We start from the raw sequence: 20,155 nt of genomic DNA on the forward strand, positions 1-20,155 counted from the left end.
ACGTTGAAACCGGCATTAGACATCAAAGGATTCATTATTACGTACAATCAATTTGAAGATATTTTTGTGTCGCCACAACACGCTGACACGTTTCTACAAGAACTGAAAAAAATCAATCCAACGATAAAGATATTGTAGTTTTATATTTTATAGGAGCTACTTTCAAAAGTGTAGAACCTATGACTTATTTATAACACCTTACTTCAAAAAAATCCCTTGCTCCTCAATAGAAATACGGCGGTCTTTGTAGAGTTGACCAATGGCTTTCTTGAAGGTTTTCTTGCTCATTTTCAACACGGTTTTGATATCCTCAGGATGCGAATTGTCATGCAATCCCAAAAAGCCACGATTCGCATGAAGTTCGGCAAGAATTTTTTGCACCGCGGCTTCAATTAACGACTCCCCCATCGGTTGAAAAACAATATCGACTTTCCCGTCGGGACGTACTTGTTTCACATACGCAGTATAAGTCTTTCCAAAACGTAATGTTTCATCAAAAACTTGATTTTGAAAAGCTAATCCGCGGTATTGATGCTCGATGATCACATTGACACCCGCATCCGAAAAATGGGTAATCATCACACTCACCTTTTGTCCTGGTTCAAGGGCAACATCGGTTTCTTTCACAAAACGATGAATGCGACTTGAAGCTACCAATCGATTGGTTTTTTCATCCAAAAAAACGTATACCAAATACCTTTTGCCTGTTTCCATGGGTTGGGCTTGTTCACGAAATGGAACAAATAAATCTTTTTCCAGCCCCCAATCCAAAAACGCACCGTAAGCATTGATATAATTCACCTTCAAATGGGCAAACTGGTTTACGTGTACATACGGTTTCAGTGTAGTCGCCACGGGGCGTTCCATATGGTCCAAGTAGACAAATACTTCGAGCGCTTCACCCACGGTATACACTTTTGGTTGATACTTTCTGGGCAATAATACGTCTGAAGTGCCATCTGTTAAAAATAAGCCGACTGTGGTTTCGCGGGCAATGGTCAATACATTGGTCTTTCCGATTTGCATGAGGTGTGGTTTTTATTTTTAAACCAAAGATTTAAAAAAGGTACGTAAATAGTGATCGTTTTGTTGTGTTGGAGTAAATATTTCAAGTAATTGTGGCCGATCACGTTCCCCAAAAATAGTGGCTAAAGCGGCTTCAAGCGTTGATTCGGAGGAAGCTGAATGGTAATCCAATCCGTACATCGTTGCCAAATGTTGCGCCGTAAAACAATGAGATGTTTCAAAAAACGTGGTAAATGTTGGCGTTTCTTCATGACCGGGGAGAATTCTAAAAATTCCTCCACCGCCATTGTTAATGACAATTAAGGTAAACGTTTTGGGAATGTAAGCATTCCACAAGGCATTGCTGTCGTATAAAAAACTGATGTCACCTGTGATTAATGTTGTAGGAACCCCACTCGCAACCGCCGCGCCAATCGCTGTCGACGTGCTTCCATCAATACCACTAGTACCGCGATTGCAAAAAACCTCAACGCGAGTATCGGTAGCAAACAATTGGGCATAGCGGATGGCCGAGCTATTACTTACTTGCAAATGCGTGTGTGGAGGAATGTGTGGCAACAGTTTTTCAAAAACTTTTAAATCACAAAAAGGGAGATCAGCCAGATACTCCGAGGCTTTATGACGGCGATGATTTCGTAAGGCTAAAAAAGTATCCCGATACGAACTTGTCACCGCTTGGGTTTGGGGTAAAAAAGTACCTAACCATTGGCTTGGTGTGGTTTTAAAATGATGGGTCAAACATCCATACGTGTCATACGCACGAAGCGGGTCTATGTGCCAGTGTGCTTGAGGAGCATGATTTCGCAACAATGCTTTGATACGCTTGGACACCACCATTCCGCCAAAAGTGAGCAGGATTTCGGGTTGAAAAAACTCTTTTTCTGGGGATTCAAAAGGAGTAATCAACGTATCAATGGAATCAATACAATCGGAATGATGCAGGTTTGATGTGGTTTCGGTCATCACCAACACCGAAGGATCGCGCATCAACTGCTGCAATAACTCGGTAGCGATGGAATGGGGCGCATTGACACCAACCAGAACCAATTTGCGTTGCGCCTTATTCCATTGCTCCACAAAAGGCACATACGATTCCTGCACCTCGACTTCTTTGTTTTTTATTGGAGGTGAACTCACTGTTACCGTAAGTTCAGGAACCCTTTCGTATAAGGGCTCTTCAAAAGGAACGTTCAAATGCACTGGTCCTTTTTGTGCTATGGAGGCTTCTATAGATTCATAAATCAGTCGATCGTTTTCCACAGAAGCCATTTCGGTCAAGTTGGCATTAAAAACGGTATGCTGTGAAAGTACATTAGACTGACGAATGGTTTGTCCGTCACCAATGTCAATTTTGGACGGGGGTCGATCGGCGGAAACGACAATTAGGGGAATCTGACTATAAAATGCTTCTGCTACAGCGGGATAATAATTAAGTACGGCCGAACCCGAAGTACAGACTACGGCCACGGGCTTTTGCAATTGTTGCGCCAATCCGAGCGCAAAAAAAGCCGCCGATCGTTCATCCGCAATGCTGTAACAGGTAATAAAGGGTTGTAACGTAAATCCGAGCGTAAGCGGTGCATTGCGCGACCCTGGTGATATGACAATATGTTGAATCCCTTGCTGCCGGAATATTTCTATAACCGATTGTGCTAAAGGAATTTTTGGATAAACCATGATTATTCGTAATGGAGAACAAAGGTACGAAGCGTTTAAGGAATGGGAAACCTTTTTGAGAAAATTATAACGGACGTTTGTGTTTAAAAGGAATCTGAAAAAAACAGACAGAAGAGAAATAAAAATCCTGTCAGAAATAACATTCGTCTCAGTTGTATACAGCGATCGCGATGCGTTTTGGGACATTGAAAGATAAAATAGTAGCCCAATGTTAGTCCCAGAACCAAGCCAAAAGTCAGTTAAGCTGGCCCCAGGAACCTTCCTTGATCTTGCAGACAAGGAATCAAAAATCCTGTCGTACCTTGTTCGATAAGGAGCATTATCAAAGTCATACCATGCAAAGCTAGGGGATGCAAAGGAGTTCCTTTCGCGTAGAAATACCTGTTTTTTAATTTGTATTTTTGGGCATGGAAATTACGATTCGACCTTACATCGCTTCCGACGTGGAGGCCCTACTCGAGATCATCAATTACAACATATTGAATGCCACTGCATTGTATGATTACAACCCGCGAACTGCAGCGCAGCAAGCCCAACTTTTTGATGAAAAATTGCAAAAAGGGTTCCCTGTTTTTGTGGCTACCATGGGAAATACAGTAGTTGGTTTTGGGTATTATGGCGAATTTCGATTTCGAGAAGCCTATCGATTTACCATAGAACACTCTGTTTATACCCATCCTGATTGGCAAGGAAAAGGAATTGGCAAAGCGCTCCTATCTACTTTGATTTCCTCGGCTAGAACAAACGGATTTCATACGATGATTGGCGTTATTGATGCTGAAAATACGGGAAGTATTGCTTTTCATGAACGTATGGGATTTGAAGTCAAAGGGATCCTCAAAGAAACCGGATTCAAATTTGACCGCTGGCTTCATAGTGTTTTTGTCCAATTAATACTTATCTAATGATTTACATTCAAAATATATGAACTATCCCTTACCCTTTGCACTTAAAATTTGCGCCTTTTTACTTCAAAGCATCACTTTATTTTGTGGGTTTTATTGGAAAATAGATGCCTGTTTTACCCTGAGTTATGTGCTTACGATAAGCTATACCGTAGCTTTCTTTGTTGTCCCGATTTGGCTCCCTACTTTACCCGATGCTAATACCTTTATCATTCCGAGACAAACACACCATTCGATTCTATCTTTAAGTTTGGTAGCAGGTATTGCTTTATTAATTTTTACGGGATTGGGATTGCATTTTTTTGAGCAATCCTATCATTTGGAAACATTGACAGTGTTTTTTGCCTTCATATTGATGACCAATGCTTTTGAAAAACCCAATAGCACTTATCTTCGTTGGGAAAAATACGGTTTGTTGATTGTGGGGACTACCTTTTCCAATACCTTACCGCAGGACAGTATATTGCATTTTGATGTCGATGGCGATTCGATAACGCTGCAAACCAAGGATGGTATTACTCATCATATTGAGAATATCGAGTGGGATACTGAAAAAATGGAATTAGCCAAGGCGTTTCTTTCACAGGAAAAAAGATAATGCAATGGGTTATATTTCTACAGGGGGTTCAGTAGTATGGGCAACTTTAAAATCCACGTAATAATTCGCCTTAAACGACAACACAAAAGTCACACTACAATTTCCAACATTCCGAAGAATCAAGGGTTGGTAGCGAAAGGCGCTGGGGTCTAAGGCGTTTTTGCAATGCAAATAGATGCGAACTTCAATGTCGCCTTTGCGGTTACGGTATGGAATGCATTGTTTGACATAATCGTTTGACGGTTTTAATACGTCTTTTTGTTCGTCAAAAACACAGGCAATCAACTCACGCACCCGAACAAACTCTTCTTCACTTAAATCATAGGGCGTATTTCGATCCTTTTTTTTGGGCGAATACGTAAAAATGGCATAATCAGGAAAAGGATCTAGGTCTAAAAGCGAACGCAAGGCCGTTTTGTTTTGAAATACATCCAACCGGAAATTTTGCGCTTCCCCTACAAACTCAAGCATCCCATTTTTGAAGACCGCTTTACCTCCTGATCCATTCATGTCCTTTCTACTAAAATGAAGTGTATCCGATTGGAGGTAGGCTTTACCTTCAAATTTTTCATATTTGGTGTGCCCGTGATCTTTGGCTTTAGAATTGTATTCAAACGTACTGTCCGAATACCATTTCAATTCGTGTCGATACTCTACGATATTTCCCGATTCGTGCCGTGCAAGCAACAACAGCTCCTTTTGGGGCAAAGCCACTTCTTTCGGAGGTTCTTTACACCCGAAACATAGCAGAAATACCACCAAAAAGACTTGAACTCGCATAACGTTCAAAAAGAAATTGTGTTGGCTTGCGCCCAAAAAATAAAACCAAATAGCAGACACAAATAAAGTGCCGTATAGAGGAGCTCATTCCTAAAATAACGAAACTGGCCCGAACGCTTGTAGCGGCGATATCCTCGAACCACGTGAAACAACCGCAGGAGAATAAATCCAGTAATGAGGAGAATTAAATAAAACGGGAGTCGCATGGGTTTACGTCAAATTAGCGTCCGAGTATTTTGGCTACATCGGGTTTGAAATAGTTGGGCCCTTTCATAACTTTACCATCTTCGCGGTACACGGGTTTACCATCGGCACCCAATTTACTCATGTTACTGCGTTGGATTTCTTCAAAAACAGCTTCAATTTTATACTGCAACCCGTGCTCAAGTAGGGTTCCGCACAAAATGTAAAGCATATCACCCAAAGCATCGGCGATTTCAGTTAAATCTTTGTTTTGTGCCGCCTCCCAATACTCTTCATTTTCCTCTTTCATTAAATTAAATCGAAGAAGATGGGTTGATTCTCCAAGGTCGGCTGTAGGGGTGTTGCGAATTCCTAAACCAAAGGCTTGATGAAATCCAGCTACGGCTTCTAGTTGTCGTTGCATAACTCATTTTTTTACTTCGACAAATTAAAAAGAATCCTATGGATTACCTACCTTTGTTGAAAACTATTTCTGCTATGTTTACTAAAGGACAATTGGTGTTTGCCGTTTTTTTTGTGATTGCTTTTGTCATTGCCATGGTCATTGCCTACCGAAAAGACAAAGCATTGCATCAACTTTTTTATAAAGGAAATTATAAGATTTTGATTGCCTTTTTTGCCTTTATTGCCCTTTTATTTGTCATAAAATTTGCAACAAAGCATTAAGAAGACCTATTAATTTTCATACCTTTACCCACCTAAGCTGCGGTTATGAAGATTTTACGCTACTTATTTTTTATTGCCTTACTCTTTTTATTGGGCACTACAGTTTTTGTTGCCACCCAAAAGCCATCCTATTCTGTAAATAAAAGTCTTTACATCAAAAACAAACGCTCTGTAGTATTTGATTATGTCAATGATTTGCGCAATTGGGAAACCTTTGCCGCTTGGATAGTAGAACATCAAGGAACACAATTCAAATATCCCGAAAGTTCCTCCGGTAAAAATGCTCATGCCGAGTGGTCGGGAAGTCAGGAAGGAAATTTAAAAACGCTACAATACAAAGACGCAGAATTATTGCGCTATGTTAGCGATGAAAATGGTCAGCTTACGCACTATACCTGGCAATTCAAAGATACCTTAGGCGGCACGAAAGTTCAATTAACAGCTAAAGGATCATTGGACTTTAATTCAAAAATCAAAGCCTTTTTTCAAGGGGGAGTGCAATCGTCTATGGGTAATCTGTACGAAAGAACTTTGGTTGGTTTAGAGAAAAGTATTTCGCGAGAGCTAAAGACGTTTCAAGTTAAAGTGATGGGATTGGTCAATCAACCGCGCACGTTTTATTTGAAACAATTTGTGCGGTGTAAAGAGAAAAATCTAACTCGAAGTATCAAAACAACCTTGCCTAAAATGCAATGGTTTTTCAAAAAAAATGCCATTCAAGCTGCCGGAAAACCTTTCATTATCTACCACAAATGGGACAAAGATACCCGCGTCGTGGATTATTCGGTTTGCATTCCCGTTAAGGACACCATTGCCATTGAAGAGGGCAGCGACATTGCGTTTGGAGTGCTTCCACCATTTAAAGCGTTACGGGTGCAACTGAAAGGCGATTATTCGCATTTGCAAAAGGCGTGGAATAAAGGAATTCAATATATTAACACCAAGAAATGGGCGCGTTTAACCCATTTAAATGTGATTGAAATATACCGTAAAAATGGGGAAGACACACCTCATCCTTCGCAATGGATTACCGAAGTTTACCTCCCCGTGCAACCCACCGCCACACGTCAACCAAGGACTATACTTAAAGATACCATTTCTGCAGTAACGCCGAATGTACCTACAGTAAACTCAAATCCTTCACCTTAATAAAGCTGTTTTAAACCTTTTTTTTTCTGAAAGGTCTAAATCAAAAAAAGTAGTTTGGAAAACGAAAAAGCTTTTATTCAAGAACTATTGCATCCGAAAACCCGAGAAGCGGCTTTTGGAAAGCTTCTCCAATACTATCAAAAACCCCTGTATTATCATATTCGAAGTATTGTTTTGGATCATGATGATGCCGACGATGTGTTGCAAAACACCTTTATCAAAGTACATACCTACTTAAAAGATTTCAAAGGCGAGAGCAAATTGTATTCATGGATCTACCGAATTGCTACGAATGAGTCGCTTACTTTTTTGCAACAAAAAAATAAACGTCAAGGATTCACGCATTCAGAATGGCAAGAGAAAGCATTGGCTAAATTGGAAACCGATGTTTATTTTGAAGGCGAAGCTTTTCAATTGCAACTCCAAAAGGCGATTGCCCGCTTGCCCGAAAAACAACAATTGGTTTTTAAAATGAAATACTTTCAAGAGATAAAATACGAAGATATGTCGGAAATACTAGGCACTTCTGTAGGGGCATTGAAAGCCTCTTACCATCACGCCGTAAAAAAAATTGAAGAATTTATTAAAACAAATTAAACCAATCAACGCTTATAATATCTAAAGTATATGAATCCGTTTAACTTAAATAACCCGCCGAAGAACCCCAGTGGCTTTACCGTACCCGAAGGCTATTTTGAATCGTTTTCGACACGACTTCAAAACCGACTTGAGGAGCAGACGCCTGTAAAATCGATATCTTTTTGGAGTAAAAATGCCAAAACTTTTTATGGAATGGCTGCTGTATTGGTCGTCGGTTTGGGAATTGGCTTGCTATGGCGTTGGGAAGTGCAAAAAGAAGATGAAGCCCAATGGAGCGCCATTGCTTCGTATGTGAGCGAAAATGCCGACCTCACCGACGAACATTATTTGGAATTGATTGAACTCCAAACTATGGAAGTTCCCGTTACATTCGATACCGAAGCAGAGGCTTTAGAGGAAGTGCTTCTTGAGAATGAAGCGTTGGAATACAGCATAACACAATAACATTGAAATTAAATCAAACTATGAAAACAATTAAAAATGCCTTTCGAATTATAGTGCTAACCCTCCTTTTCATGGGGACAGTGAACGCTTTTGCGCAACCAAGCGGACGTTTACGGGAACGCATTGAAGAAAAAAAAGAACAAGTAAAGTCACAAAAAGTAGCCTTTATCACCCAAGAACTTCGCTTAACTCCAGATGAGGCGGCAAAGTTTTGGCCCATATACAATGCTTTTGAAGACAAACAAGCCGAAATTCGCCGTCAAAAATTAAAAGCTTTTATGGACCGAAAGGACGACGATCAGTTGGATAAAATGACTGAAAAAGAAGCGCAAACGGTGTTGGCCCAAATGGAAACCAATGAAGAGGAATTATTCAAACTTCGCAAGAAATTGATTGCCGATTTACGAGGTGTACTCCCCGCTTTGAAGATTATCAAATTGAGACGGGCAGAAGAAGATTTCAATCGAAAATTGGTGGAACAATTAAAAGAACGCCGCCGAAATTAAGTACAAAACAGCTCCTAAAGAGGGCTGTTTTTTTAGTTTCGGTGCAATCGCAAACGAAAGATCTTATTTTTACCTGCCACAATTACGGTTTGCCGATCGACAAACTTCAGGGTATACAATTGAGGCTCGGGCCACAAACATTTCCATTGTTTCCCTTGGTCAAACGCATAATATAATCCTCCTGCACCTACCGTCAACCATTCTTTACCTTCGCCCGACGGAATAAATTGAATCCCCGAAATATAGCCAGGCTCTTGTGGCACATCAATCGGATTCCACGTGGTACCACCGTCACAGGTATAAATGAGATTCCCAACCGTTTGGGCTGGTTGGTCATAATTCCCTCCAGCAGCTACCCCAATGTTGGCATTGTAAAAATCTGCTGAAAAAATTCCCTCCATAGCGCTACCTTGAGCGATAGGCACAGCAATCGAGGTCCACGTTTTACCCTCATCATTAGAGCGCCAAACGCGGGATTGCATGCCTCCGGTAAATATCCAAAGTGTTTTTCCCGCACTACAAATTGTAGTATTACTCGAAGCAAAAGCAGCTTCCCCAGGAGCCAAAACAGGGGCATTATCTTCAGGAATACGATACCAATGCGCTCCCCCATCTTCCGACTTCAATAACGCCATCGCCTTTTGCGTCGGATCGCCCATGGCCCAACCTGTTCCGGTTGCCGTAAAATGCAGCGCGTCGTAAAAAACTTTTTCATGCGACTCTTGATACAGCAAACGATTGCCTTCGCCCTCCATAGGACCCGAATAGAGAAGTGCAGGATTTCCAATGGAAAGGGCAAACCATTTTCCTTGGTGTAAAGCCAACGAACGAAATTCAGTGGGGATCGTTGTGGGAAGTGTTTGTAGCCAATGTTTGCGTGTCACCAAATCGATTCGCCCCAGTTTACTTTGACTCCCCGCATAAAAAACGGATTGCTCCGCAATAACGATCGCACGAATACTCACAGTTTCAAAAAGCAAAGTGTCTACGGTGACCCTAGTTATCGGTTGAGCATCCTTTGAGGAAGTTACAGAAGCACAATTCCAAAAAAGAAAACAACAAAAAAAGCCAAAAAAAACGCGCATTATCCCCAGTATTTCCAACGAAAATAAACATAATTGGTTAGATGACAACTTTGATTTTGGGATTTTGGCACAGTGTTTGGTTTTTGTGTAACGAACTTTAAATTCCATAGTTATGAAAACGAAACTACTATACAGCATGTTGTTGGGCTTGAGTCTAACATGGGGAGGGGCTCAAAATCGAACAACGGTGAGTGCTACCGATTCAGAGATAAGCGACAACTTAGACCTTCGCGCCGTTGCCTCTATTTTTGGGGAAGCTCGTGACTTGGAAGATTTTGAACGCCGTTTAAACAATCCCGAAACTCCGATATCCAATTTGGATTTAAACCTTGACAACCAAGTTGATTATTTACGGGTAGTCGAATCGATTAAAGGAAATCAACACATTATCGTGGTGCAAGCCGTGCTCGGTCGCGATCAATACCAAGACGTGGCCACCGTTGAAGTTGAAAAAGATACCCGCAACCGACGGGTACAAGTGCAAGTGGTAGGCGATACTTTTCTGTACGGCACCAACTACATTTATGAACCGGTTTATGTGGGAACGCCTGTGATTTACAATTATTTCTGGCAACTGTACCACCAAGCCTATTGTTCTTCATGGTATTGGGGCTTTTATCCAAGCTACTATTATGCTTGGCATCCATTTCCCATTTTTCGTTACCGTCATCACATCGGATTGAGCATCAACTTTGGATTCCAATACAATTACGTGAATTTCCGTCGTTGCCATTGGGGATATTCGCACTATTTTGGCCGACGCGGCAACTTTATTGAACGGCATCATCCGCAACGAGGATTTGCTTACCGCAACCAAGGAATTGCTAATCGTTATGAGTTGGATCGAACCCGTATCGTGCGCAATGTGGCCTATCCCGATACCCGTAGTCCATTGGCGGATACTCGTGATAATCAAGTCGCTACACGGCCCGAAACAGGCTCTGTGCGGGGAAATTGGACCAGTGCTTCTGAAACCCGTCCCGTTCGTCAGGATTTAACAAGCAGTGCTACAACCAATCCTAGACCTACACGTGCTGATTTTAGCGAAGCAACTAGTCCGCGTCCCGTTCGTGAAAATTATAGCAACACCCCGGTAACGCCCCGTCCTGTTCGTGAAAACTATACTTTGGCTTCCACAACAGCAACGCCTAGACCCACACGTTCGGATTACAGCACCACCACAGCTACACCCCGTCCCGTTCGCCAAGACTACACGCCAAGTACAACAACCGTTAGTCCGCGGCCTGTGCGTCAAGATTATAGTGCACCTAAACCTCGCCCGTCGCATCAAGAATATACACCAAGTGCGAGCAGTGTAAGTCCGCGTCCAGTGCGTCAAGACTATAGTGCACCTACACCTAGCCCCTCGCGTCAAGATTATTCCAGTTCGAGTTCAAGTCGTAGCATGCGTTCACAGACTAGTACTTCCTCGCGACTTTGAAGAAATTAATTTGAAAATAGAGGTCGTTAAAAGAAAGTTATATAAATTATACCCAAAGCATCGAATAATTTCGGTGCTTTTTTATTTTAGAACTTTGAAAAGTAATACATTTGTGAACTTTTTTAATATTTTTTTATGAGTTCGCATTCACATCAAAATCTTCACAGCAGACTTTCAGCTGCGGGATTATTGGTAACCTTGGGGATCATTTATGGCGATATAGGTACTTCTCCTTTATATGTAATGAAAGCCATCATCGGCGACAGTGTCATTTCGCAAGATTTAATTTTAGGCGGACTATCCTGTATCTTCTGGACGCTTACTTTACAAACCACCCTAAAATATGTAATCATCACCCTAGGAGCCGACAACCACGGTGAGGGAGGAATTTTTGCGTTATATGCCCTAGTCAAACGAACCAAAATTCAGTGGCTTATTGTGCCTGCCATCATTGGAGGTAGCGCCTTATTAGCGGATGGAATAATTACGCCACCGGTATCTGTCTCCTCTGCGGTAGAAGGATTGCGCAATTTTAATCCCGATATCCCAACCATTCCTATAGTAATTAGTATTTTATTTGTACTGTTTACCATTCAACAATTCGGCTCCAAATTAGTGGGGAAATTCTTTGCCCCGATGATGCTGATATGGTTTACCATGCTTGGTGTTTTGGGCGTGATTCAAATGACCCAAAACTTGGATGTATTTCGGGCATTAAACCCCTATTACGCTTACCATATGTTGACCAGCGATGTCAGTGAACAAGGCTTTTTTATTCTCGGAGCTGTTTTTTTATGTACTACAGGAGCTGAAGCATTGTATTCCGACATGGGACATTGTGGGCGAAAAAACATTCGAGTAAGTTGGATGTTTGTCAAAGCTACATTGATTTTGAACTACTTCGGACAAGGGGCCTATCTTTTAGACCATCAAGGACTAACCTTAATGGAATTGGGAAGTTCCAATCCAAATCCCTTCTATTTAATTATGGCCAAATGGTTTCAACCCATTGGAATTGTGGTGGCTACCCTTGCCGCAGTGATCGCTTCGCAAGCCTTAATTAGTGGTTCGTTTACCTTAATTAATGAGGCGATGCGACTCAATTTTTGGCCCAAAGTGCGCATCAAATTTCCTTCCGATCAAAAAGGTCAATTGTACATTCCTTCCATCAACTGGCTTTTGTTTTTAGGTTGTGTGGGAATCGTGCTTTACTTCAAAGAATCGAGCAATATGGAGCATGCGTATGGTTTAGCGATCATTTTGTGTATGATCATGACTACTATTTTGCTCAATTATTATTTGATATTAAAAAGAGTGAAATGGTATTTCATTGCCCCACTCATCATTGTTTATTTGGCCATTGAATTCAGCTTCTTGGCTGCCAATATTGTAAAATTCATGGAAGGTGGTTTTGTGACTTTATTCATCGCCATCATCTTAATTAGCATCATGTCGACTTGGTATTTGGCCAAGAAAATTAGTAAAAATTATACCAAGATTGTTAAAATCGACAATTATAAAAAAGTACTGGCTGAGTTGAGTTTGGACCTATCAATCCCCAAATATGCGACCCATTTGGTGTACATGACCAACTCCAATCGCGTCGATGAAATTGAAGAAAAAGTGATGTATTCCATTCTTCAAAAAAGACCCAAACGTGCCGACATGTACTGGTTTATTCACGTAAATGTACTGAACGAACCCTATCGCAAAGAATACAAAGTATCGGAAATCATCAAAGACGATTTGTACCGAATTGATTTTTACCTCGGTTTCCGTGAGGCAACGAAGATCAATCTGATGTTTAAAGAAGTAATCAAAGACATGGTACAAAATGGCGAGGTCGATGTTACCAGCCGCTATGAATCGTTGAATAAAAACAATATTATTGGAGATTTCAAATTTGTACTGTCCGAAAAATTCTTATCCAACGATAGTGACATTACTTTCTTTGAAAATATAATCATGAACTCCTATTTTGTGTTGAAAAAGTACTCCTTATCAGAAGAAAAAGCCTTCGGTTTAGATGCCAGTTCGGTAAAAGTAGAGCAATTCCCTATGGTACTTCATGCCCCTGAACGCATTGAAATGCGCCGCTTGGACCATCACGGTTGTGAAACTGAAAAATAATACCAAAGCAGTTCTTCGGAGCTGCTTTTTTTTGGCCACATAATCCGCATGCACCTCCAACCCAATTGAAAAAAAAGTTACCTTTGCAGGCTTAGATTTTGAATAATGAGATTACACCGTAACTTGGTATTTACGACCATTGATGCCCTTGATGCTATTTTTAATGAAGGAGAGTACGCCGACAAAATGGTAGCTCGTGCTTTAAAAAAAGACAAACGTTGGGGAAGTCACGACCGTAAATTCGTTGCCGAAACCATTTACGATATGGTGCGTTGGAAGCGATTGTATGCCGAGATTGCCGAAGTAAAAGCACCCTTTGACCGGGATAAGTTATGGCGTATGTTTGCCGTTTGGGCGGTCCTTCGCGGCTATCCCCTTCCCGATTGGAAATATTTTGAAACGACACCCCAACGCAAAATAAAAGGTCGTTTTGACGAATTATCCAAAGTCCGTAAACTTCGTGAATCCATTCCCGATTGGATGGATGAATTGGGCGTACAAGAACTCGGTGAAGCTATTTGGACTAAAGAAATAGCAGCTCAAAACCGAATGGCCGATGTGGTTTTACGGGTCAATACCTTGAAAGCTACCCGCGAGCAAGTTCGTGCCCGGCTAATGGATTTGGATATTGTTACCGAACCCATTCCACATCTTCCCGAAGGATTGATTCTTCCCGAACGAGCCAACGTTTTTATGACCGATGTTTTTAAAGACGGCTGGTTTGAAGTGCAAGACGGTTCGTCCCAAAAAGTGGCAGCTTTTTTAGAAGTGGAACCTGGGATGAAAGTCATAGATGCTTGTGCTGGTGCAGGAGGCAAAACCTTACATCTTGCGGCTTTGATGCAAAACAAAGGGCAAATTATTGCCATGGATTTGTATGAAAGCAAACTGAAAGAATTAAAATTACGTGCCCGAAGAAATGGGGCACATAATATCGATTACCGCGTCATTGATTCGACCAAAGTTATCAAAAAACTATACGAAAAAGCGGACCGCCTGCTTATCGATGCGCCTTGTAGTGGTTTGGGTGTATTAAAACGAAATCCCGATGCCAAATGGAAACTTCAACCGGAGTTCATCGATAACATTCGAGCCGTTCAAGCCGAAGTTTTGGAAACCTATTCCAAAATGGTAAAATCAGGTGGAAAATTGGTCTACGCGACTTGTTCTGTTTTACCCTCTGAAAATCAAGAGCAAGTACAACGTTTTTTACAAACCGAAAACGGGAAGGAATTTCAATTTGTTAAAGACGAAAAAATACTCGCCTCTGAATCTGGATTTGACGGATTTTACATGGCCTTACTCCAAAGAAAATAACATACATGAAAAACAAATTTTTATCCTTTCTGGCCTCATGTGCCATAGGTATTGTATCCGCTCAAAATGGTGCGCCTGCTTCTCCGTACTACAATGGGTTTAACTGGACGCTAACGGGAAGTGCATTAGAAGATGCCTTAGCCAATAAAATTATTGACACCCATACCGTGGAACTATCGTATTCGCCTGGCGTTTGGAATGCGATTAAAGCCGTTGATTTGGATCCCACTAATACCAATAATGTTTTGCTCGTTTACGGTTGGGAATCAGGACAAGATGCAGATGCAACCAATGACCGTACGCGAGACCGAAATTCGAATAGCGGCAACAACGGCGACTGGAATCGGGAACACATTTATGCACAATCGTTGGGGAATCCCGATTTGGGGCAAATTGGACCTGGTGCCGATGCGCACATGCTTCGCGCTTGTGACGTACAACGCAATGCGAGTCGCGGCAATCGTTTGTTTGCCAACGGATCAGGAACGGCTTCATACACCATTGGCACCACGAGTTGGTATCCTGGTGATGAATGGAAAGGTGATGTCGCACGAATTTTGATGTATATGTATTTGCACTACGGCGCACAGTGCTTGCCTTCTATGGTCGCCGTGGGAAATCCGGTGGCCTCTGATACCAATATGATTGATTTGTTGTTGCAATGGAATGCAGAGGATCCCGTTTCACAATATGAGGACAACCGCAATACCTACATGAGCAATTTGTTCAACAACTTTGCCCAAGGGAATCGCAATCCGTTTATCGATAATCCGTATTTGGCGACTCGTATTTGGGGAGGCCCCGTGGCACAAAACCGCTGGCCCACTATTTTCTTAAATCAAGATACTTTTGATACCACCGATGTCGGTATCTTCCCAAATCCTTCGGCCACCCATTCGGTCTATGTGCAAACCAATACAACCCTTGATCGCATTGCAGTGTATAATGTAAATGGGCAAGAAATTATGCAATTGGAACAGCCCTATTTTTCCAACAATACCTTGGAAATAAAAGATATTCCAAGTGGTTTCTATTTTTTCAAAATGGAATCCGGGAAAGATTCAATCACGCAAAAAGTAATTATCCAATAAAAAATAAGCCTCCACTTTGGGGGCTTTTTTAATCTTCGTCTATGGTATGCGACTTTGAATAGGTACGCCATTTGTCGATACATTCGACTAAATCGTGAGGGATTTCCGAATTAAATCGCATAATTTCATTTGTAACAGGATGCACAAATCCCAAGGTTTTGGCATGTAATGCTTGTCGGGGAAGCACTTTAAAACAGTTCTCCACAAACTGTTTATATTTGGTAAAAGTCGTACCTTTTAAAATGGCATTTCCGCCATAACGTTCATCATTAAACAACGTATGCCCAATATGTTTCATATGAACGCGTATTTGGTGCGTACGACCTGTTTCTAGCTGACAAGAAACTAAGGTCACATACCCAAAACGTTCCAAAACACTGTAATGGGTCACCGCATGTTTTCCAATCTCAGGATCGTCAAAAACAGCCATTTGCATACGGTCGCGAACATGACGGGCAATGTTCCCTTCAATTGTGCCAGCATCATCGACGACATTTCCCCAAACTAAAGCAACATATTCCCGTTCAGAGGTTTTTTCTTCAAATTGTTTAGCCAAATGCGTCATGGCCTGTTCCGTTTTGGCAACAACTAATAATCCTGACGTGTCTTTATCAATACGATGCACCAAACCTGGACGTTCTGAACTGTTCAAAGGCAATCGGTTGCCGTAATGATAGGCCAAGGCATTGACTAAGGTTCCTGTATAATTTCCATGCCCCGGGTGGACCACCAAGCCCGGCGGTTTATTGATCACCACCAAAGCTTCGTCTTCATAAACGATATCCATAGGGATATCCTCGGGAATTATTTTATGCTCAAAAGGCGGATGCGATAAAACAATCCGGATTACATCATCGGGTTTGACCTTGTAATTGGATTTTACAGCCGTTTCATTTACAAGAACCTGACCGCTATCAGCCGCATTCTGTAATTTATTGCGTGAAATATTGGGAATTTGTAATTGCAAATACTTGTCGATTCGCATCAACCCTTGTCCTTTAGGGACTTCAAACCGAAAATGCTCAAAAAGCGCTTCTTCAGGTTCACTCCATTCTTCATTAAAGTCCATTGGTCAACGTATCTACAGGTGCTTCAATTTCGGGTATGGAATCGTTTTCGGTTTCTTGATACACCAACTTGCCATCGCCCAAAACCAAATCAATTTTGGAAGATTTAAGTACCTTAGTTCCTGCCTTAATTTTTTTACCATTCATCCACATTTCAAGAACCATATCTTTTCCAATGTAGGGTTTGTAGGTAATCTCGCCTTCTTGCAAACCAATGGCTTTTAGGGTAGGAACAGCTTGACGATAGGTTTTTTCAATCAAATCGGGCACGGCAACCATAGTGTAGGTTGAGGCATTCAATTTGATGTAGATGGTTCTCCCGCCTTTTACTTTACTTCCTGCTGTGGGTTCTTGTTGAACGATAGTAAGCTTTGGAAAATCAGCAATATAATCAACAGTATCGATAATTTCATAATCAAGATCAAGTTCATCGAGTTTGGCCTCGGCTTCTTCAGGCGTCAATTTACTTAAATTAGGCACTGTAATTTCCTGTCCGTGATTTGTCACAAAGGTGATCCAATGAAAAAAGAAAAAAGCCAATACCCCTACAACCAATAAGACTGCTCCAATTTGGGCAAAAAACACTTTACTCGTTAGATACTTTCGCAAACTCATAGATAACAATTTCGACAAAGATATAATTTTTAGTGGCACTTTTATGCTATTTTTGTGGGAACAGAAATTAAAATAAACCGAATGAACGTTGCAGTAGTCATGGGCGGATATTCTGATGAATCGGTAATATCGCTTCGAAGTGGTCAATTGATTATAGCACAATTGGATCGCAACAAATACAAGCCTTTTGAAGTCCATATTCTCCCCAAAGGATGGCATGTTTTAGCAGAAGACGTCTCTTACCCAATCGACAAAAGTGATTTTTCATTTGTCCTCATGGGGCAAAAAATACAATTTGATGTCGCGGTGAATACTGTACATGGAACTCCAGGTGAAGACGGACATTTACAAGCTTATTGGGAACTGGTCAATGTGCCGTATACGGGGTGTAACTTTTATCAATCGGCGTTAACGTTCAACAAAAGAGACACCCTTTCAGTACTCTCGAAGTTTGGTATTCCCAAAGCAAAATCAGTTTATGTACGACAAGGCGATGTGATTTCCGGAGCCGCTTTGGTTGAAGAATTAGGACTGCCTTTTTTTGTCAAACCCAACCAATCGGGCAGTTCCTTAGGGGTGTCGATGGTTCAATCGTTGGGCGATATGGATAAGGCCTTAGCATTTGCATTCGCGGAAGATCCAGAGATTTTGATCGAATCCTATTTAAAAGGGACAGAAGTTTCTGTGGGAGTCATGCGCTACAATGGCGAAGTAACAGTTCTTGGCATTACAGAAATCGTTTCTCAAAATGCTTTTTTTGATTATGAAGCCAAATACAAAGGAAAGTCGGAGGAAATCACTCCCGCACGCTTGGATACCGCTACCGAACAATTGGTGAGAGAAACAGCCAAAAAAGTCTATGAAGCCCTTGGCATGACTGGTTTTTCAAGAACAGATTTCATCATTATGGATGGGATTCCATATTTTATTGAAATCAACACCAATCCCGGACTTTCTCCGCAAAGCATCTTCCCGCAACAAGCGGCTTTTGCCCAATTGGCGTTTAGTGATTTATTGGACAATGAAATTCAGTTGGCCTTGGAACGAAAACCGATTTGGAAGAGATTTTCTTAGCGATTTTATCTGTCGTTAATTTTATAACTTTACTACAACAAGCATACTACCTTATGAAACGAGCAATTTTTCCAGGTTCCTTCGACCCTATCACTTTAGGACATTACGACATCATACAACGCGGGGTGTCATTATTTGATGAAGTGATTGTGGCTATAGGCGTCAATGCCGAAAAAAAGTACATGTTTAGCTTGGAAGAACGCAAACGTTTTATTGAAGAAACTTTTCAGCACGAACCCAAAGTACGCGTCATCACCTACGAAGGCTTGACCATCGACTTGTGTAAAAAAGAAAAAGCAGATTTTATATTACGTGGATTGCGAAATCCAGCGGACTTTGAGTTTGAAAAAGCCATTGCTCACACCAACCGAAAGCTGTCAAAAATTGAAACCGTTTTCCTATTGACCGCGTCTAAAACATCCTATATTTCCTCAAGTATTGTTAGGGATGTATTGCGAAATGGTGGGGATTATACCGTACTTGTCCCCGATGCTGTTCGCGTGAAACCCTAATCGATTATAGGGGTATTTTTATTTCCTCAAAAAGCAATTTGATATTTTCATAGGAGTTTTGCAAGGCTTGCTGCACTTGCTCGGGATTGAGCCATACGACCTTTTCAATTCCTTCATTGGCCTGAGGAACAGGAACGCCTTCAAAGTGAGTTTTCATTTCAAACCAATGGGTAATTTTCAAACGGTATTTTCCACCTCTTTTAAAAATATGATACGTTTTTTGAAGTTTTCGTGTAATATTCAACGGATGAACACCCGTCTCCTCCTCTACTTCACGTATAGCCGTTTCGTCAATAGCTTCATTGCGCTCAACTCCACCTTTGGGTAAATCCCATTTTCCATTGCGAAAAATAAATAATACTTCTCCATTTTTGTTATAAACCAATCCACCACCAGCTTTCTTGACAGGTATTTTGGCTTTGACTTTTTTTAAGATTTCCTTTTCATCAGGATAGTACAAATAAGCCTTCTTAATCTTATTGTTGAACATTTTAACAATAAGATGTTCGATATCAACACTTTCTAATAAGAACAATTGAAAGTCGGTTTCTTTGGCCACTTCGTTTGTCAAAAAAAGTGGTTTATCGTTCACAAAAACTTTATACATTTGTACTATGATTTTTAGTAACGCAACAGCCGAGAAAACCGCCGAATTGCTCCTACAAATAAACGCAATTAAATTAAATCCATCAAATCCTTTTTTATGGGCTTCCGGATGGCATTCTCCAATTTACTGTGACAACCGTCTAACCTTGTCATTTCCAGCAATTCGCAATTATATCCGCGATGAATTTGTAAAACATATTGAAGCTACTTATGGCAAACCTGATGTGATTGCGGGCGTGGCTACTGGTGCCATTGGAATCGGAATTTTGGTGGCTGAAGAAATGGGACTGCCTTTTGTATATGTGCGCCCCGAACCTAAAAAACATGGACGCCAAAATCAGGTGGAAGGTTTTTTACAAAAAGGACAGAATGTGGTTGTGGTTGAAGACTTGATCAGTACTGGAAACAGTAGTTTACTTGCCGTGGAGGCTCTTAGAGATGTAGGAGCAAATGTAAAAGGCATGGCAGCTATTTTTTCGTATTGTTTTCCCGTTGCGAAAGCCAACTTTGAAAAAGCAAAGGTTAATTTAAATACGCTCAGTGACTATGAGCATTTACTTCCGTTGGCTGTGACCAAACAATACATTACAGAAAACGAGTTAATTACTTTACACGATTGGCGTATGCATCCAGATACTTGGAATGTGGCCGAAAAATAAAAA

23 protein-coding genes are annotated in these 20,155 nt (G+C 41.2%); 15 read left to right on the forward strand and 8 right to left on the reverse strand.

All coding sequences use genetic code 11. The features are described 5' to 3' along the window. Positions 1–3: 3 nt before the first annotated feature. Complete coding sequence (locus ABWO12_RS06175; protein WP_353087933.1) at positions 4–138, forward strand: PH domain-containing protein; 135 nt, start codon at positions 4–6, stop codon at positions 136–138. 60 nt (positions 139–198) lie between these two features. Here ABWO12_RS06175 and ABWO12_RS06180 read toward each other — a convergent pair whose 3' ends face one another. Next, positions 199–1,026 (reverse strand): CvfB family protein, encoded by an 828-nt coding sequence (locus tag ABWO12_RS06180; protein ID WP_353087895.1) that lies wholly within the window; start codon positions 1,024–1,026, stop codon positions 199–201. 18 nt (positions 1,027–1,044) lie between these two features. Further along, positions 1,045–2,703, reverse strand: a complete 1,659-nt coding sequence (gene menD, locus ABWO12_RS06185) for a 2-succinyl-5-enolpyruvyl-6-hydroxy-3-cyclohexene-1-carboxylic-acid synthase (protein WP_353087896.1) — start codon at positions 2,701–2,703, stop codon at positions 1,045–1,047. A gap of 407 nt (positions 2,704–3,110) precedes the next feature. Between menD and ABWO12_RS06190 the strand changes: the two genes are divergently transcribed. After that, positions 3,111–3,608, forward strand: a complete 498-nt coding sequence (locus tag ABWO12_RS06190; protein ID WP_353087897.1) for a GNAT family N-acetyltransferase — start codon at positions 3,111–3,113, stop codon at positions 3,606–3,608. 19 nt (positions 3,609–3,627) lie between these two features. Then, a complete protein-coding gene (locus ABWO12_RS06195) occupies positions 3,628–4,206 on the forward strand; it encodes a hypothetical protein (protein ID WP_353087898.1) in 579 nt (192 codons plus the stop codon). A 9-nt stretch (positions 4,207–4,215) separates the two neighbouring features. On the opposite strand, the gene ABWO12_RS06200 is transcribed toward ABWO12_RS06195, so the two are convergent. Continuing rightward, a complete protein-coding gene (locus tag ABWO12_RS06200; RefSeq protein WP_353087899.1) occupies positions 4,216–4,995 on the reverse strand; it encodes a hypothetical protein in 780 nt (259 codons plus the stop codon). A gap of 211 nt (positions 4,996–5,206) precedes the next feature. Continuing rightward, a complete protein-coding gene (locus ABWO12_RS06205; RefSeq protein WP_353087900.1) occupies positions 5,207–5,593 on the reverse strand; it encodes a pyrophosphohydrolase domain-containing protein in 387 nt (128 codons plus the stop codon). 74 nt (positions 5,594–5,667) lie between these two features. Between ABWO12_RS06205 and ABWO12_RS06210 the strand changes: the two genes are divergently transcribed. Genes ABWO12_RS06210 through ABWO12_RS06230 form a run of 5 tightly spaced genes read left to right on the forward strand, consistent with a single transcriptional unit; the run spans position 5,668 to position 8,555 of the window. Next, positions 5,668–5,856, forward strand: a complete 189-nt coding sequence (locus tag ABWO12_RS06210) for a hypothetical protein (RefSeq protein WP_073364640.1) — start codon at positions 5,668–5,670, stop codon at positions 5,854–5,856. Positions 5,857–5,901: 45 nt separating this feature from the next. Further along, positions 5,902–7,005 carry a GyrI-like domain-containing protein gene (locus tag ABWO12_RS06215; protein WP_353087901.1) on the forward strand — a complete coding sequence of 368 codons (1,104 nt, stop codon included), beginning with the start codon at positions 5,902–5,904 and terminating at the stop codon, positions 7,003–7,005. Between the two features lie 54 nt (positions 7,006–7,059). Then, positions 7,060–7,602 carry an RNA polymerase sigma factor gene (locus ABWO12_RS06220; RefSeq protein ID WP_353087902.1) on the forward strand — a complete coding sequence of 181 codons (543 nt, stop codon included), beginning with the start codon at positions 7,060–7,062 and terminating at the stop codon, positions 7,600–7,602. A 30-nt stretch (positions 7,603–7,632) separates the two neighbouring features. Beyond that, entirely contained in the window at positions 7,633–8,049 is a 417-nt protein-coding gene (locus ABWO12_RS06225; RefSeq protein WP_353087903.1) for a hypothetical protein, read from the forward strand. A 20-nt stretch (positions 8,050–8,069) separates the two neighbouring features. After that, positions 8,070–8,555 carry a sensor of ECF-type sigma factor gene (locus tag ABWO12_RS06230; protein WP_353087904.1) on the forward strand — a complete coding sequence of 162 codons (486 nt, stop codon included), beginning with the start codon at positions 8,070–8,072 and terminating at the stop codon, positions 8,553–8,555. A 32-nt stretch (positions 8,556–8,587) separates the two neighbouring features. On the opposite strand, the gene ABWO12_RS06235 is transcribed toward ABWO12_RS06230, so the two are convergent. After that, positions 8,588–9,520, reverse strand: a complete 933-nt coding sequence (locus ABWO12_RS06235) for a WD40/YVTN/BNR-like repeat-containing protein (protein ID WP_353087905.1) — start codon at positions 9,518–9,520, stop codon at positions 8,588–8,590. 232 nt (positions 9,521–9,752) lie between these two features. Here ABWO12_RS06235 and ABWO12_RS06240 point away from each other — a divergent pair, with 232 nt between their 5' ends. From ABWO12_RS06240 to ABWO12_RS06255, 4 genes are all read left to right on the forward strand, one after another. Continuing rightward, positions 9,753–11,081 (forward strand): hypothetical protein, encoded by a 1,329-nt coding sequence (locus ABWO12_RS06240; protein WP_353087906.1) that lies wholly within the window; start codon positions 9,753–9,755, stop codon positions 11,079–11,081. Between the two features lie 135 nt (positions 11,082–11,216). Beyond that, positions 11,217–13,211, forward strand: coding sequence for a KUP/HAK/KT family potassium transporter (locus tag ABWO12_RS06245; RefSeq protein ID WP_353087907.1), 1,995 nt, complete (start codon positions 11,217–11,219; stop codon positions 13,209–13,211). Positions 13,212–13,316: 105 nt separating this feature from the next. After that, positions 13,317–14,528 carry an RsmB/NOP family class I SAM-dependent RNA methyltransferase gene (locus ABWO12_RS06250; protein ID WP_353087908.1) on the forward strand — a complete coding sequence of 404 codons (1,212 nt, stop codon included), beginning with the start codon at positions 13,317–13,319 and terminating at the stop codon, positions 14,526–14,528. 5 nt (positions 14,529–14,533) lie between these two features. Next, positions 14,534–15,619 (forward strand): endonuclease, encoded by a 1,086-nt coding sequence (locus ABWO12_RS06255; RefSeq protein WP_353087909.1) that lies wholly within the window; start codon positions 14,534–14,536, stop codon positions 15,617–15,619. Between the two features lie 28 nt (positions 15,620–15,647). On the opposite strand, the gene ABWO12_RS06260 is transcribed toward ABWO12_RS06255, so the two are convergent. Continuing rightward, positions 15,648–16,688, reverse strand: coding sequence for an RluA family pseudouridine synthase (locus ABWO12_RS06260; protein WP_353087910.1), 1,041 nt, complete (start codon positions 16,686–16,688; stop codon positions 15,648–15,650). Then, entirely contained in the window at positions 16,678–17,301 is a 624-nt protein-coding gene (locus ABWO12_RS06265; protein ID WP_353087911.1) for a PASTA domain-containing protein, read from the reverse strand. The genes ABWO12_RS06260 and ABWO12_RS06265 overlap by 11 nt, the downstream gene beginning before the upstream one ends. Before the next feature lie 81 nt (positions 17,302–17,382). Here ABWO12_RS06265 and ABWO12_RS06270 point away from each other — a divergent pair, with 81 nt between their 5' ends. After that, positions 17,383–18,375: a D-alanine--D-alanine ligase gene (locus ABWO12_RS06270; RefSeq protein ID WP_353087912.1), complete on the forward strand. Its 993-nt coding sequence runs from the start codon at positions 17,383–17,385 to the stop codon at positions 18,373–18,375. A gap of 53 nt (positions 18,376–18,428) precedes the next feature. After that, a complete protein-coding gene (gene coaD, locus ABWO12_RS06275) occupies positions 18,429–18,887 on the forward strand; it encodes a pantetheine-phosphate adenylyltransferase (RefSeq protein ID WP_353087913.1) in 459 nt (152 codons plus the stop codon). Between the two features lie 4 nt (positions 18,888–18,891). Here coaD and ABWO12_RS06280 read toward each other — a convergent pair whose 3' ends face one another. Beyond that, positions 18,892–19,494 (reverse strand): NUDIX hydrolase, encoded by a 603-nt coding sequence (locus ABWO12_RS06280; RefSeq protein ID WP_353087914.1) that lies wholly within the window; start codon positions 19,492–19,494, stop codon positions 18,892–18,894. 7 nt (positions 19,495–19,501) lie between these two features. On the opposite strand from ABWO12_RS06280, the gene pyrE reads away from it, so the two are divergent. After that, on the forward strand, positions 19,502–20,152 hold the full coding sequence (gene pyrE / locus ABWO12_RS06285) for an orotate phosphoribosyltransferase (RefSeq protein WP_353087915.1): 651 nt from the start codon (positions 19,502–19,504) through the stop codon (positions 20,150–20,152). Positions 20,153–20,155 lie beyond the last annotated feature (3 nt).

The organism is Flavobacterium sp., from assembly GCF_040379285.1.
GTDB lineage: Bacteria > Bacteroidota > Bacteroidia > Flavobacteriales > Flavobacteriaceae > Flavobacterium.